The sequence below is a fragment of the Aquamicrobium sp. LC103 genome (assembly GCF_001014615.2).
GTDB lineage: Bacteria > Pseudomonadota > Alphaproteobacteria > Rhizobiales > Rhizobiaceae > LBCQ02.
Genome location: NZ_LBCQ02000004.1, coordinates 322194 through 336842 on the forward strand (window position 1 = coordinate 322194; position 14649 = coordinate 336842).

Consider the following 14649-nt stretch of genomic DNA (forward strand, 5'->3'; position numbering starts at 1 on the left):
GTTCACGCCTTTTTTGCTCGCCCGACTTTTGCCCGTCCGGCCGGCAGGGTGGCGAGGACGATGCCGCCCATGACGAGCGCGATGCCCGCCATGTGATGTCCTTCGAGGCTTTCGCCCAGAAGCAGAACCGCGAGCATCACGCCATAGGCAGGCAGCAGATACATGAATATGCCGCTGATCGAGGCGCCGAGGATTCGGATGCCGTATTGGAAGAAGGAAAAGGCGAGCAGCGAGGAGAAGGCCACGATCCCCGCAATCCCCATCCAGGCGCGTTGCGTCACCGGCATCTGGGCTCCGGTCGCCCATTCGTGCAGGGCCATCGGCAGGAGCAGGATCGCGCCGGCCGCGGCGACGATGCCGAAAAGCGCCAGGTTGGAAAGACGCTGCAGCGAGGGCGAGCGGTAGAGGATCGAATAGGCGGCCCAGGCGAAGGCGCCGCCGAGGATGAGCAGGTCGCCGAGGTTGAAATCGAACTTCAACAAGGCCGACAGGTCGCCCTTGAGCAGGATCACCGCGACGCCGAGAAACGCGATGAGCGCGCCGATCGCCTCGCGCGCGGCGATCGGGCGGCCGCGCAGCGCTTCCATGAGGATGATGATGACCGGCGAGGTGGTGTAGATGAGCGTGCCGTTGGTCGCCGTCGTCATCCCGAGACCGAGATAGACGACGCCGCCGCAGATCCACATGCCGAGAAATCCGAGCAATGCTATCAGGAAGCCGTTTTTGCGAAGCACAAGAAACAGTTCATCCTTCTGCTTCATCATGAAAGGCAGGAGCACGAGCGCGACCGCCGCCCACCTTATGAAGGCAAGCGTGAACGGGGCGACGTCTCCGGTCACGCCGCGGCCGAAAACGAGATTGGTCGAGAAGAACAGGGGCGCCATGAGCATGACGAGAAAGGCAACCCGGGTGCGGCTTGTTGGCATGGCGCTCAAAGGAGGTATCCCTTCCACGGAGGGGAGGATTGGACGGAACTGCCGACGGTGATAACAGAGATCGCGAACCACCATCAATTCCACGCCGGAACGCACGCATGAGCCACAGAAGCTGCCTGACGATCATCCTTGCCGCCGGTGAGGGCACCCGCATGAAGAGCGCCTTGCCGAAGGTGCTGCATCCGATCGCGGGACTGCCGATGATCGGCCATGTCGTGCGCGCAGCGCTGGGTGCGGGCGAATCGGACATCGCGGTCGTGGTCGGGCGCGCGGCGGAGCGGGTGCGCGAGGCGGTCGAGCCGTTCGCGCCGGCGGCCGGAATCTTCGTGCAGAGCGAGCGGCTGGGCACGGCGCATGCGGTTCTCGCTGCCCGCGAGGCGATTGCACGGGGCTATGACGACGTGCTCGTGGTCTTCGGCGACACGCCGCTTGTGCGGTCGGACGTGCTGGCCGACCTGCGCGGGCGTCTTTTCGAAGGCGCTGGCGTCGTCGTTGCGGGTTTTCGCGCCCCCGACCCGACCGGCTATGGCCGTCTGATCGAGAAGGACGGCAATCTCGCCGCGATCCGCGAGCATCGCGACTGTTCGCCGGAAGAATTGAAGATCGATTTCTGCAATGGCGGACTGATGGCGGTCGCCGGTGCGGAGGCGCTTTCGCTGCTGGAAGCCGTGGGCAACGCCAATGCCAAGTCCGAATATTATCTCACCGACATCGTCGAGATCGCCGCCGATCGAGGGATGAAGGTCGTCGCCACGGAAGCCGGCCACGAGGACGTGCTGGGCGTCAACAACCGCGTGGAGCTGGCCGAGGCCGAGGCGATCTGGCAGCGGCGCAAGCGTCGCGAGCTGATGCTTTCCGGCGTGTCGATGACCGCGCCCGATACCGTTCATCTCTCCTTCGACACGGAGATCGGCGAGGAGACGATCGTCGAGCCGAATGTCGTCTTCGGCCCCGGCGCGAAGGTGGAGCCCGGCGCGAAGATCAGGGCGTTCTCGCACATCGAGGGCGCGCATGTGTCGCCGGGCGCGGAAATCGGCCCCTTCGCGCGTCTGCGGCCGGGAGCGGACATTGGCGCGAAGGCCAAGGTCGGCAATTTCTGCGAGGTCAAGAATGCCGTCGTCGACGAAGGCGCCAAGATCAACCACCTGACCTATGTCGGCGACGCGCATGTCGGTGCGAAAGCCAATCTCGGCGCCGGAACGATCACCTGCAATTATGACGGCTTTCTCAAGCATCATACGGAGATCGGCGCGGGCGTCTTCGTCGGGTCGAATTCGTCGCTGGTGGCGCCTGTGGCCATAGGCGAGAACGCCTATATCGCGTCGGGCAGCGTGATCACCGACGACGTTCCCGCCGATGCGCTGGCTTTCGGCCGCGCCCGGCAGGTGACCAAGCCGGATTACGGGCGCCGCCTGCGGGAGAAACATGCCGAGGCGGCGGCGAAGCGAAAGGCTGAAAAAGGCAAATGATTTTCACACGATCGGCGATTGTGTGAAACCAATTTTGAATTTCGCGGATGCATGGGATTGGCTAGATCACCGGCATTCGTCGGGCGGGAAGGGAAGGTAGATTTCAATGTGCGGAATCGTTGGGATAGTCGGGCGGACGCCCGTTGCGCCGCTGATCGTGGACGCCTTGAAGCGACTGGAATATCGCGGCTACGATTCCGCCGGCGTCGCGACGATCGAGAAGGGCAGGCTCGACAGAAGGCGGGCCGAAGGCAAGCTCGTCAATCTGGAGCGCCGCATCGGCGAGGAGCCGCTGGACGGGCTGATCGGCATCGGCCACACGCGCTGGGCGACGCACGGCGTTCCCAACGAGACCAACGCGCATCCGCATTTCTCGAAGGACGTCGCGATCGTCCACAACGGCATCATCGAGAATTTCGCCGAGCTGCGCGCCGGCCTTCTCGCTGACGGCTACGAATTCACGTCCCAGACCGACACCGAAGTCGTCGCCCATATGGTGTCGCGCGAGATGGATCGCGGTGCAGACCCCGAGCAGGCGGCGTTCAGGACGCTTCAGCAGCTCGAGGGCGCCTTCGCGCTGGCGATCATGTTCCGCGGCGACGACGATTTGATCATCGGCGCGCGCAACGGCCCGCCGCTCGCCGTCGGCCATGGCGACGGCGAGATGTTCCTGGGCTCGGACGCGATCGCGCTCGCGCCGTTCACCAATGCCATCACCTATCTCGAGGATGGCGATTGGGCGGTGGTGCGCCGCAACGAATTGAAGATCCACGACATGACCGGCGCCGAGGTGCAGCGCAAGCGCCAGCAGTCGATCGGCACCAGCTTCCTCGTCGACAAGGGCAATTATCGCCATTTCATGGAGAAGGAGATCTACGAGCAGCCGGAAGTGATCTCCCACACGCTTGCCCACTATCTCGACTTCACGACCGGCGCGGCAAAGCAGATCGAGATGCCCTTCGATTTCGCAAAGATCGACCGCCTGGCGATCTCGGCCTGCGGCACCGCCTATCTGGCCGGGCTGGTCGGCAAATACTGGTTCGAGCGGCTGGCGCGGCTGCCCGTCGACATCGATATCGCCTCGGAGTTCCGCTATCGCGAAATGCCGCTTTCGAAGGAAAGCGCCGCTCTCTTCATCTCGCAATCCGGCGAGACGGCGGACACGCTCGCCTCGCTGCGCTATTGCAAGCAGGAAGGACTGCCCATCGCTTCGATCGTGAACGTTCGGGAATCGACGATCGCGCGCGAATCCAACGGCGTCTTCCCGACGCTGGCAGGACCGGAGATCGGCGTCGCCTCGACCAAGGCGTTCACCTGCCAGCTCTCCGTGCTCGCCTCGCTCGCGGTGAAGGCGGCGGCCGATCGCGGCAAGGTGACGCCGCAGGAGCAGGCGGGCCTCATCCGCCAGCTTTCCGAAGCGCCGAAATACGCCAATCAGGTGCTCAAGCTTTCCGACCAGATCGAGAAGCTGGCGCGTGAGCTCGCGCATGTGAAGCACATGCTTTATCTCGGGCGCGACACCAATTTCCCGCTGGCCATGGAAGGCGCGCTCAAGCTCAAGGAAATCTCCTATATCCATGCGGAGGGATACGCCGCGGGCGAGCTGAAGCACGGGCCGATCGCGCTGATCGACGAGACGATGCCGGTGGTGGTCATCGCGCCGCACGACCGCATCTTCGAAAAGACCGTCTCGAACATGCAGGAGGTGGCCGCGCGCGGCGGCAAGATCATCCTGATCACCGACCGCAAGGGCGCCGAGCAGGCGACGGTTCAGACGCTGGAGACGATCGTGGTGCCGGACGTGCCGGAGATCATCACGCCGATCGTCTATGCCCTGCCGGTGCAGATGCTGGCCTACTACACGGCCGTGTTCATGGGCACGGACGTCGATCAGCCGCGCAACCTGGCGAAGTCCGTCACGGTCGAATAGCCACGAGATTCGCCATTCAAAAGGCACGGGCGCTGACCTATCCTCGGTCGGCGCCTTGTCCTGCAGCCAGGAAACGAAGCATTGATAACCCGCCTGCGAAACTACTTTCTGACGGGCTTCATCGTCACCGCGCCGCTGGCGATCACCGCCTATCTGGCGTGGTCCTTCGTCGGCTGGGTCGATTCGTGGGTAAAGCCTTATATCCCCGGCAGGTACAATCCCGACAACTATCTGCCTTTCGCGGTTCCCGGCTTCGGGCTGATCGTCGCGCTGATGCTGATCACGCTGGTCGGCTTCCTGACCGCCAATTTCATCGGCCGCACCATCGTCTCCTACGGCGAGTACATCCTCGACCGCATGCCGCTGGTGCGCAGCGTCTATCGCGGGCTGAAGCAGATATTCGAGACCGTTCTTTCCAACAAGGCGGACATGTTCAACAAGGTCGCGCTGATCGAATATCCGCGCAAGGGCGTCTGGTCGATCGTGTTCATCGCCAGCGACAAGCCGAACGAGGTGTCGAGCCGGCTGGAGGACCTGCATGACGAGGTGGTCGCCGTCTTCATGCCGACGACGCCCAATCCGACGACCGGCTTCCTGATGTATGTGCCTCGGACGGACGTGATCGAGATTTCGATGTCGATCGAGGATGCGGCCAAGCTCATCATCTCGGCCGGGCTGGTAGCGCCCGAATACCAGGCCAAGACCGCCAGGCTCGCCGAGGAAGCGAGAAAGAGCGACGCGGCCTAGCCGGCGCGCAGCAGGCGGATCGCGTCGTCGCGGCCGAACAGATAGAGCAGCATCCGCAACGCCTCGCCGCGCTCCGAACGAAGCTCGGCGTCGCGATCGAGGACGAGGCGGGCGTCGTCGCGGGCGATCTCGAGCAGGTCGCCGTGGAGCTCCAGCCTCGCGACGCGAAATCCCGGCGTGCCGGATTGACGGGTGCCGAGCAGCTCGCCTTCGCCACGCAGCTTCAGATCCTCCTCCGAGATGCGGAAGCCGTCCTCCGTCTCGCGCATGACAGAAAGCCTGCGCTTGGCGACCTCGCCGACCGGCTCCTTGTAGAGGAGCACGCAGGTCGATGGCTTCGATCCACGCCCGACGCGGCCGCGGAGCTGGTGGAGCTGGGCGAGACCGAAGCGCTCGGCATGCTCGATCACGATGATCGTGGCGTCGGGAACGTCGACGCCGACTTCTATCACCGTCGTTCCGACCAGGATGCGCGTCTCGCCTTCCTTGAAGGCGCGCATCGCCTCGTCCTTGTCGCGCCCGTTCATGCGGCCATGGATCAGGCCGACCGCATCGCCGAAGACGGGCTTCAGATGAGCGAACCTGTCCTCGGCCGACATCAGCTTGATTTCCTCGGATTCCTCGACAAGCGGGCAGATCCAGTAGATCTTCTGCCCCTCTGAAACCGCCTTTCGCATCCGCTCGACCAGTTCGGAAAGACGTGAAAGCGGCAGGGTGACCGTCTGGATCGGCTGGCGGCCGGCCGGTTTTTCGGTCAAGCGCGAGACGTCCATGTCCCCGAACGCGGTCAGCACCAGCGTGCGCGGGATCGGCGTCGCCGTCATGACGAGCATGTCCGGCACGTCGCCCTTGGCGGTCATCGCCAGCCGCTGGTGGACGCCGAACCGGTGCTGCTCGTCGACGATGGCAAGGACCAAGTCGCCGAAATTGACGCTTTCCTGGAAAAGTGCGTGCGTGCCGATGACGAAATTCGTTCGGCCGGCGGCGATGTCGTCGAGGATTCTCGTGCGCTCTGCACCTTTCTCGCGACCGGTGAGGATGGCTGTCGTCAAGCCCGCGGCCCGTGCCAGGGGGTCGATGGTGGCGAAATGCTGGCGGGCGAGAATCTCCGTCGGCGCCATCAATGCGGCCTGGCCACCGGCCTCCGCCGCGCGTGCCATCGCAAGCAGCGCCACCACGGTCTTTCCAGAGCCGACGTCGCCTTGCAGCAGGCGCAGCATCCGGTCCGGCGAGGCGAGGTCGGCGTGGATTTCGTCGAGCGCGAGTTGCTGCGAAGGCGTCAGCGAATAGGGCAGGGCGGCACGGATGCGCGCCTCGACGGCGCCGTCGCCCCTGAGCGGCCGGCCGGTGACGCGCCTGATCCTGGACCTGACCAGGGCGAGCGCCAGTTGCCCGGCCAAAAGCTCGTCATAAGCGAGCCTTCGCCACGCGGAATTCGCCGGATCAATGTCGATCGGGTCGGCGGGCTCGTGCAGACGGCGCAGGGCGTCGGTAAAGGAGGGAAAGGTCTGCTTGCGCATCAGCGCCGCATCCTGCCATTCCGGCAGGACCGGTACCCGGTCGACGGCGCCGACGATCGCGCGGCGCAGGACCTTCGCCGAGAGGCCGGCGGTCAGCGGATAGACCGGCTCGACCTCGGGCAATTCTTCCGCCTTGTCGGCCAGCACCACGTGGTCGGGATGCACCATGCTGGGGCGGCCGTTGAACCACTCCATGCGACCGGAAACGATCACGTCCTCGCCGACCGGCAGGAGCTTTTCGATCCATGGCTGCTTGGCGTGGAAGAAGGTAAGCGCGATCTCCCCGGTATCGTCATAGGCAAAGACCCGGTAGGGCACCGATCCGCGCCCGCGCGGCGGCGGCTGATGCCGATCGACCCGGACCTCCAGGGTGACGACCGCGCCTTCGGGCGCCGCCGCGATGCCTGGCCGGTTGCGGCGGTCGATCATCGAATGGGGCAGAACGAAGATCAGGTCGCCGATGCGCACCTCGCGTCCTGTCGTGTCCACGGGCACGACATTCGCCAGCAGGGCCGAAATCCTGCCGCCCACGCCGTCGAGCGAGGTTACGGGCGCAAAGAGGGGGTCGAGCAGGGATGGGCGCATGGGCCGACATTAGACATCGGACCCGAGGATGGGAACCGGTTTCCGATAATCCGGTGTGCAAACAAGGGGATAGGAGTGGCGCTGCGGCCCGGGTCTTGCCCGGGCGCCACAAAGTCCGGCGAAGACCCATCGCAAAGGCTGACATCCGCCTCGTCAATGGTTATATCCCGGTTCCTCGAACAAGGTGTGAACAATGACCGGAACCTCGCGGTCGAGCTCCGATCTCGACTACAGAAGACGCAAGGTGCTCTACCGCTCCTGGCATCGCGGCATGCGCGAGGTCGACCTCGTGCTCGGCAGCTTCGCGGACGGCGAGATCGGCGCGTTGAGCGACGAGGAACTGGATATCTACGAAAGCCTGATGGCCGAGTCCGACGGAGATATCCTCAAATGGGTGACGGGCGAGGCGCCGCTGCCTGCGCGCCACGACACGGCTGTTTTCCGCAAGATTCTCGCTTATCGCGAGACAAATTCGGCCTGACGGTTTGCAGATGAGCTTGATCGATCCCATCAGACTGCCCGAGAACGGCGGCGGCTTGACCGTCGTCGACGGCGTGGCCGACGGCTACGAGGCCTTCGCGCTTGCCGCGCTCGCCGAGGAACAGGGCGAGCGGCCGGTGCTTTTCGTCGCCCGCGACGGCCAGCGCATTCCCGCGATCGCGGAAATCCTGGCGTTTGCCGCGCCTGGCCTGCCGGTCCTCGAACTGCCGGCCTGGGACTGCCTCCCCTACGACCGCGTCTCTCCGGGTTCGGATGCCGCGGCGCGCCGTCTCGACGCCATGGCGGCATTGATCGCGCTGCGCCGGGCGCCGCACCGCGCCGTCATCCTGGCGAGCGCCAACGCGGTTCTCCAGCGCATGCCGCCGGCGGCTTCCGTCGAGGCGCAGACATTCAGCGCGCGCCCCGGAAACCAGGTCGACATGAACGCGCTTCTGGCGCGCCTGGAAACGAGCGGTTTCGAGCGCGTCGCGACGGTTCGCGACGTCGGCGAATATGCGGTGCGCGGCGGTATACTCGACCTCTACGCGCCCGGCGGCGAGCCGCTGCGGCTCGACTTCTTCGGCGACACGCTCGAGACGATCCGCGCCTTCGACGTTGCGACGCAGCGCACCACCGGACAGCGCACCATCGTCACGCTCAGGCCGATGAGCGAGGTGACGCTGACGCCGGAGACGATCAGCCGCTTCCGCCGCAACTATATCGAGACCTTCGGCGCTCCGTCGCGCGACGACGCGCTCTACGCCGCGATCAGCGAGGGCCGGCGCTTTGCCGGCATGGAGCACTGGCTTCCGCTTTTTCACGAAGGGCTGGAGACGGTGTTCGACTACCTGCCGGAGGCGACGATCGTCTACGACCATCTGGCGCGCGAGGCGATCGGCGAAAGACATGCACTCGTCGTCGACCATTACGAATCCCGTATTCGCCAGCCGGCTTCCGGCTTGGCCGATACCGTGCCCTACAAGCCGGTGAAGCCGGAACTGCTCTATCTCTCGCCGGACGAGGTGAACGCGCGCGCCGTCGGGCATCGGCTCGCCGAATTCACCCCCTTCGACGCGCCCGAGACGAGCGGGCGCACCCTGCGTCACGCCAGGGCACATGGGGGGCGCAATTTCGCCGAGGAGCGGGCGGATCCGAAGGCCAACGTCTTCGATCATGTCGTGAACCACATTTCGGAACTGCGCGCCTCTGGCCGCCGCGTCGTCGTCGCGGGCTGGACCGAGGGCTCGTCGGACAGGCTGAGCCAGATCCTCGCCGAACACCATCTCGGCAATCTGAAGCCGGTCGCAAATCTCGCCGAAGTGGGGAAGCTGGCCGCGGGCGAGGCGGGGCTTGCCGTCCTGCCGCTCGAAACCGGCTTCGAGACGCCCAGGCTCGCCTTCATCGCCGAGCAGGACATGCTGGGCGACCGGCTCGTGCGCCGCGCCAAGAAACGCAAGCGCGCCTCAGACTTCATCGCCGAGGTGGCGGCACTTTCGGCCGGCGACATCGTCGTTCATGCCGATCACGGCATCGGCCGGTTCATCGGCCTGCGCAACATCGAGGCGGCGGGCGCGCCGCACGACTGCCTGGAAATCCACTATGCGGGCGACGACCGGCTATTCCTGCCGGTGGAGAACATCGAGCTCCTGTCGCGCTACGGCTCGGATTCCGCCGAGGCCGTTCTCGACAAGCTCGGCGGCGTCGCATGGCAATCGCGCAAGGCGAAGCTCAAGCGGCGGCTTCTGGAAATGGCTGGCCAGCTCATCCGGCTGGCGGCGGAGCGCCAGATGCGCGCGGCACCGGTGCTCGCGCCGCAAGACGGGCTCTACGGCGAGTTCGCGGCGCGCTTTCCATACGACGAGACGGACGACCAGCAGAATGCGATCGACGCGGTCAAGGACGATCTCGCGGCCGGCCGGCCGATGGACCGGCTGATCTGCGGCGATGTCGGCTTCGGCAAGACCGAAGTGGCCTTGCGCGCTGCCTTCCTCGCCGCGATGGAGGGTTTTCAGGTGGCGGTGGTGGTGCCGACGACGCTGCTTGCCCGCCAGCATTTCAAGACGTTCAGCCAGCGTTTCGCGGGTTTGCCAGTGACGGTAAGGCAGGCCTCCCGGCTGGTCGGCTCCAAGGAGCTTGCCGAAACCAAGAAGGGTATCACCGACGGCACGATCGACATCGTGGTGGGCACGCACGCGCTTCTGGGCTCGTCGATCTCCTTCAAGAATCTCGGCCTTCTCATCGTCGACGAGGAGCAGCATTTCGGCGTCAAGCACAAGGAGCGGCTGAAAGAGCTGAAGAGCGACGTTCACGTGCTCACATTGTCCGCGACGCCCATCCCGCGCACGCTGCAACTGGCACTTACCGGCGTGCGCGAGCTCTCGCTGATCACGACGCCGCCGATCGATCGGATGGCGGTGCGCACCTTCATCTCACCATTCGATCCGCTGGTGATACGCGAGACCCTGCTGCGCGAACGCTATCGCGGCGGGCAGAGCTTCTACGTCGTCCCGCGCATCTCCGATCTCTCGGAGATACACGGCTTCCTCGCCGAGCAGGTGCCGGAGCTGAAGATCGCGACCGCGCACGGCCAGATGCCGGCGGGCGAGCTCGACGACATCATGAACGCCTTCTACGACGGGCAGTACGACGTGCTGCTTTCGACCACGATCGTGGAATCGGGTCTCGATATTCCGACGGCCAACACGCTGATCGTCCACCGGGCCGACATGTTCGGCCTCGCGCAGCTCTATCAGCTTCGCGGACGTGTGGGGCGTTCGAAGCTGCGCGCCTACGCCCTGTTCACGCTGCCCGCCAACCGGACATTGACGCAGCTCGCGGAACGTCGGTTGAAGGTGCTTCAGTCGCTCGACACGCTGGGAGCCGGGTTCCAGCTTGCTAGCCACGATCTCGACATACGCGGGGCCGGCAACCTTCTGGGCGAGGAGCAGTCCGGTCACATCAAGGAGGTCGGCTTCGAACTCTACCAGCAGATGCTGGAGGAAGCGGTGGCCGAGCTGCGCGGAACTGGCGAGGCGGTCGATACGGGCTGGTCGCCGCAGATCACCATCGGAACGGCCGTCATGATCCCGGAAAACTACGTTCCGGACCTGCAGCTCCGGCTCGGCCTCTACCGCCGTCTCGCCGATCTCGACACGCCCGAGGAGATCGACGGCTTCGGCGCGGAGCTCATCGATCGTTTCGGGTCGCTGCCGCAGGAGGTCGACCATCTCCTGAAGATCGTCTACATCAAGGCGCTCTGCCGCAAGGCGAACGTCGAGAAGCTGGACGCCGGGCCGAAGGGCGTCGTCATCCACTTCCGCAACAAGCAGTTTCCGGAACCGGCGGGCCTGGTGCGGTTCATCGGCGAACAGGGGTCGCTGGCCAAGATCAGGCCGGACCACAGCATCGTTCTGATGCGCGACTGGCCGAACGCCGAGAAGCGCCTGGCAGGCTCCGCCGTGGTCATGACGCAGCTCGCGCGCATCGCCGACAAGGCGGCGGCCTAGGCATCAGATCAAATCGACGGGCGCGTGACGCTCAGCCCTCCAGTTCGCCGCGCGCCTTCGCCTCGCCGACCTTGCGGATCGCGTCGGCCAGCGTCTCGGCGTCCTGCGCACCCATCACCGCGTATTTGCTTTCCAGGAGGAAGCACGGCACGCCGGTGATGCCCATGCGCGAGGCGGTGGCGATCTCATTGGTCACGGCCTCCCGGTCGGCATCGGTCGGCAGCAGCGTCTCGACGACCGGAGCATCCATGCCGCACTCGCGCGCGACGCCGACGAGCACTTCATTGTCGCCGAGATTGGCGCCGTCCTCGAAATTCAGCTTGAAGAGGCGGCGAACCACCTGGTTCTGCGCTTCCTCGCCGGCGGTGCCCGCCCAGCGGATGAGCCGATGCGCGTTCAAGGTGTTGGGAGCAACCTCGATGGCGTCGAAATCGAAGGCGATGCCCTCCGCCACGCCGAGCGCGGAGATGCGCTCATGGATTTCGCGGATGCGCTCATCGCTGCCGAATTTGCCCAGCATGTAGTCGCGGCGATCCAATCCCTCCTCGGGGATGGTCGGGTCGAGCTGGAACGGCCGCCAGCGCACCGTCACATCCACCTCGGGAACGGCGTCGACCGCTCTTTCCAGCCGTTTCTGGCCGATGAAACACCAGGGGCACACGACGTCGGAAACGACGTCGACGGTTATTGAAGCGATTTCGTTCAATTTGGCCTCCTCGAAGCCCCCGCGCCCTATCCGGGTTCGCGCCACCATGTCGGCAGCTGATATCCGTATATAGGCGATCGCTCCGGGTGTCTCAGATATTTCCAGTAGGCGATCCACTGCTCGGTATTGTGCTGCATCGGCACCATATAGGCGCCGGAGATCAGCACGCGATCGAGCGCGCGCACCGCGGCCACGTAATCCTCCTTCGTGCGCGCGGCGAGCATCGCCCCGATCATCGCGTCGATGGCCGGGTCGGCTGCGCCCACGAGGTTGAACGAGCCTTCCACGTCGCGGGCTTCCGAAGACCAGCGATTGAGCAGCTCGATGCCCGGCGACAGCGTGCCGGAAAAGCCGGTGGTGCCGATCATCATGTCGAATTCATAGCGCTGCTTGCGCTGCTGCATCTGGGTGTCGTCGAGGGCGCGTATCGTCATGGCGATGCCGAGGCGGGCAAGCGCGCGCTGGTAGACGGCCGCGAGCCGTTCCTCCTGCTGCGAGGCGACGAGTATCTCGAACGCGAATGGCTTGCCGTCGGGGCCGATCATCCGGCCATCCCGCATCGAATAGCCTGCCTCCCTGAGCAGATCGTAAGCCGCGCGCAGCCTTTCGCGATCGCGGCCCGAGCCGTCCGATTCCGCCGGCGCGTAGGTTCCCTCCATCACCTCCGGGGTGACCGCATCGGGGAAGGGGGCGAGCAGTTCGCGCTCCTTCGCGCTCGCCGGCCGCCCGAGAGCGGAGAGTTCCGAATTCTGCCAGTAGCTCGCCGTGCGCTTGTATTTGTCGGCGAACATGTTGCGGTTGACCCATTCGAAATCGTAGAGCATCGAAAGCGCGCGGCGGACCCTGACGTCGGCGAATATCGGCCGGCGCGTGTTGAAGGCGAAGCCGGTCACGACCGGCGGCACACCGACCTCGAAGGTCTCGGCGACCACGTCGCCCTTGTGAAAGGCCGGGAAATCGAAATTGCGCTCGCGCTGCACGGGGTCGGCATCGGCGTGGATCGCGCAGATGCCCTTCTTGAAGGCCTCGAACTGGGCGTTGGCGTTCAGAAAATATTCGATGGTGATGCGGTCGTAATTGTCGAAGCCGCGCTTGGACGGAATGTCCTTGCCCCAATATTCGGGGTTGCGCTCGAAGACGATGCGCTGGCCGGGGGCGACGCTGGCGATGCGGTACGGCCCGCTGCCGATCACCGGCTTCAGCGTGGTCTCGTCGAAAGTGTCCTTGTCGAAGGCGTGCTTCGGGACGATCGGAGTCATCGCGACGATCAGCGGAAATTCCCGGTCTGCCTCCTCGTTGAAGGTGAAACGGACGCTGTGCGGGCCGGTCTTCTCGAGCTTGGAGACGCGCTTCATCCGGTCGCTGTAGGGCGGTCGGCCCTTTTCGGTGAAGACGTCGTAGGTGAACAGCACGTCTTCCGGCGTCACCGGCTTTCCGTCCGACCATTTGGCGTTCGGATTGAGATGGAACTCGATGAAGGAGCGTTCCTCGTCCATCGTCACCGTTTCGGCCAGCAGGCCGTAGAGCCCGAAGGGCTCGTCGGCGTTGCGCATCATCGGCGCCTCGAACACCAGATTGCCGAAAATGGTATCGATCACGCCACGCGCGGTGGTGCGCAGGCTCTTGATGATGAACGGATTGAGGTTATCGAAGCTGCCGATGACGCAATAGGTTATGCTGCCGCCCTTCGGGGCGTCGGGATCGGCATAGGGGAAATGCGCGAAGTCGTCCGGCAACGCCGGCTCGCCCTGCATCGCGATCGCGTGTTTCGGCTTCGCTTCCTGCGCGAAGGAGTGCACGGTCGCCATGCCGAACGTCGCGGCAATCAGCAACAATGCGCCTGATCGCATTCTCATTTCTTCCTCGTGATTTCCGGGCGGTGATTCGCCCCACCGTAACATGACTGCCGAAGGGCGAGGAACCTCACCCTCGCTTCGCGATCCGCCAGCCGGCACGGAGCGCTTTATTTCACTGGATTTGCGGCTTTTTGCGGTGTAACAGGCGCGCGGGAGTCATGCTGTCGCCGCAATTCGGCATCAGGTACCGTCGAAACGGTCTAGCCTGCAGCAACGCGCACATTCGAGAGGATTACGATTTATGACTAGCCGGAAATTCAACGCGTCCCGTGCATCGATCATGGCCGCAGGCATTGCCGGTCTTCTTGCCAGCAGCCTCGTACCGGCTTCCGCGCAGCAGCGACCCGAACTGCCGCAGGGCTGGTTCAAGGCGTGCAGCAAGCAGGAAGACGTCGATATCTGCAACGTCCAGAACATCATGGTCGCGGATTCCGGCCAGTTGCTCACCGGCGTCAGCCTCATCGAGGTCAAGGGCAAGGTGAACCGCAAGGTGTTCCAGATCACCGTGCCTTCGGGCCGCATGGTGCCTCCCGGCATCGGTCTGCAGATCGACGGCGGCAAGGCGCAGAAGATCGACTACGTGATCTGCCTGCCCGACCGTTGCATCGCCGAGGGCCAGATGTCCGACGAACTCGTCAACTCGTTCAAGCGCGGCTCCGAGCTGACGCTGACCTCGGTCAATTTCCAGAATCAGCCGAACCCGATCAAGATGACGCTTTCCGGCTTCACCGGCGCGTTCGACGGCGAGGCGCTGCAGCAGTCCGACCTTGAGGATCGCCAGCGCAAGATCCAGGAATTCGTCAGCAAGAACACCGAGGATTTCGCCAAGAAGCTCAAGGAAGAGCAGGAAAAGGCGAAGCAGAACTGATCGCAGTTCCAAAAAACCATTGAAAAAGCGGGGCGATGCGCCCCGCT

The 14649-nt window shown here is 64.6% G+C and carries 10 protein-coding genes; 6 read left to right on the plus strand and 4 right to left on the minus strand.

The window, feature by feature from the left end:
• Positions 1 to 2: 2 nt before the first annotated feature.
• On the minus strand, positions 3 to 926 hold the full coding sequence (locus tag XW59_RS10375; RefSeq protein ID WP_047144975.1) for a DMT family transporter: 924 nt from the start codon (positions 924 to 926) through the stop codon (positions 3 to 5).
• Positions 927 to 1033: 107 nt separating this feature from the next.
• Here XW59_RS10375 and glmU point away from each other — a divergent pair, with 107 nt between their 5' ends.
• From glmU to XW59_RS10390, 3 genes are all read left to right on the plus strand, one after another.
• Positions 1034 to 2404: a bifunctional UDP-N-acetylglucosamine diphosphorylase/glucosamine-1-phosphate N-acetyltransferase GlmU gene (glmU, locus tag XW59_RS10380; RefSeq protein WP_047144865.1), complete on the plus strand. Its 1371-nt coding sequence runs from the start codon at positions 1034 to 1036 to the stop codon at positions 2402 to 2404.
• Positions 2405 to 2510: 106 nt separating this feature from the next.
• On the plus strand, positions 2511 to 4334 hold the full coding sequence (gene glmS, locus XW59_RS10385) for a glutamine--fructose-6-phosphate transaminase (isomerizing) (RefSeq protein WP_047144866.1): 1824 nt from the start codon (positions 2511 to 2513) through the stop codon (positions 4332 to 4334).
• Positions 4335 to 4418: 84 nt separating this feature from the next.
• The gene (locus tag XW59_RS10390; protein WP_047144976.1) at positions 4419 to 5081 is read left to right on the plus strand and encodes a DUF502 domain-containing protein; all 663 of its coding nucleotides are present in this window, start codon (positions 4419 to 4421) and stop codon (positions 5079 to 5081) included.
• On the opposite strand, the gene recG is transcribed toward XW59_RS10390, so the two are convergent.
• Positions 5078 to 7186 carry an ATP-dependent DNA helicase RecG gene (recG, locus tag XW59_RS10395; RefSeq protein WP_047144867.1) on the minus strand — a complete coding sequence of 703 codons (2109 nt, stop codon included), beginning with the start codon at positions 7184 to 7186 and terminating at the stop codon, positions 5078 to 5080. The two genes, XW59_RS10390 and recG, sit on opposite strands and share 4 nt — an antisense overlap.
• Before the next feature lie 193 nt (positions 7187 to 7379).
• On the opposite strand from recG, the gene XW59_RS10400 reads away from it, so the two are divergent.
• Positions 7380 to 7667, plus strand: a complete 288-nt coding sequence (locus tag XW59_RS10400) for a succinate dehydrogenase assembly factor 2 (protein WP_047144868.1) — start codon at positions 7380 to 7382, stop codon at positions 7665 to 7667.
• 10 nt (positions 7668 to 7677) lie between these two features.
• Positions 7678 to 11172: a transcription-repair coupling factor gene (gene mfd, locus XW59_RS10405; RefSeq protein ID WP_047144869.1), complete on the plus strand. Its 3495-nt coding sequence runs from the start codon at positions 7678 to 7680 to the stop codon at positions 11170 to 11172.
• A gap of 31 nt (positions 11173 to 11203) precedes the next feature.
• Here the strand turns inward: mfd and XW59_RS10410 are convergent, their stop codons facing one another.
• Both XW59_RS10410 and XW59_RS10415 read right to left on the minus strand, forming a co-directional pair.
• Positions 11204 to 11878, minus strand: a complete 675-nt coding sequence (locus tag XW59_RS10410) for a DsbA family oxidoreductase (RefSeq protein WP_047144977.1) — start codon at positions 11876 to 11878, stop codon at positions 11204 to 11206.
• Positions 11879 to 11904: 26 nt separating this feature from the next.
• Positions 11905 to 13686, minus strand: coding sequence for an extracellular solute-binding protein (locus XW59_RS10415; protein ID WP_047144978.1), 1782 nt, complete (start codon positions 13684 to 13686; stop codon positions 11905 to 11907).
• Between the two features lie 289 nt (positions 13687 to 13975).
• On the opposite strand from XW59_RS10415, the gene XW59_RS10420 reads away from it, so the two are divergent.
• On the plus strand, positions 13976 to 14602 hold the full coding sequence (locus XW59_RS10420; RefSeq protein ID WP_047144870.1) for an invasion associated locus B family protein: 627 nt from the start codon (positions 13976 to 13978) through the stop codon (positions 14600 to 14602).
• Positions 14603 to 14649 lie beyond the last annotated feature (47 nt).

What these genes read in the sequence shown, in the direction of transcription:
- glmU (WP_047144865.1), top strand. Translation starts at nt 1,034, where the DNA reads ATGAGCCACAGAAGCTGCCTGACGATCATCCTTGCCGCCGGTGAGGGC.
- glmS (WP_047144866.1), top strand. Translation starts at nt 2,511, where the DNA reads ATGTGCGGAATCGTTGGGATAGTCGGGCGGACGCCCGTTGCGCCGCTG.
- XW59_RS10415 (WP_047144978.1), bottom strand. Translation starts at nt 13,686, where the DNA reads ATGGCGACCGTGCACTCCTTCGCGCAGGAAGCGAAGCCGAAACACGCG.
- XW59_RS10375 (WP_047144975.1), bottom strand. Translation starts at nt 926, where the DNA reads ATGCCAACAAGCCGCACCCGGGTTGCCTTTCTCGTCATGCTCATGGCG.
- mfd (WP_047144869.1), top strand. Translation starts at nt 7,678, where the DNA reads ATGAGCTTGATCGATCCCATCAGACTGCCCGAGAACGGCGGCGGCTTG.
- XW59_RS10420 (WP_047144870.1), top strand. Translation starts at nt 13,976, where the DNA reads ATGACTAGCCGGAAATTCAACGCGTCCCGTGCATCGATCATGGCCGCA.
- XW59_RS10400 (WP_047144868.1), top strand. Translation starts at nt 7,380, where the DNA reads ATGACCGGAACCTCGCGGTCGAGCTCCGATCTCGACTACAGAAGACGC.
- recG (WP_047144867.1), bottom strand. Translation starts at nt 7,186, where the DNA reads ATGCGCCCATCCCTGCTCGACCCCCTCTTTGCGCCCGTAACCTCGCTC.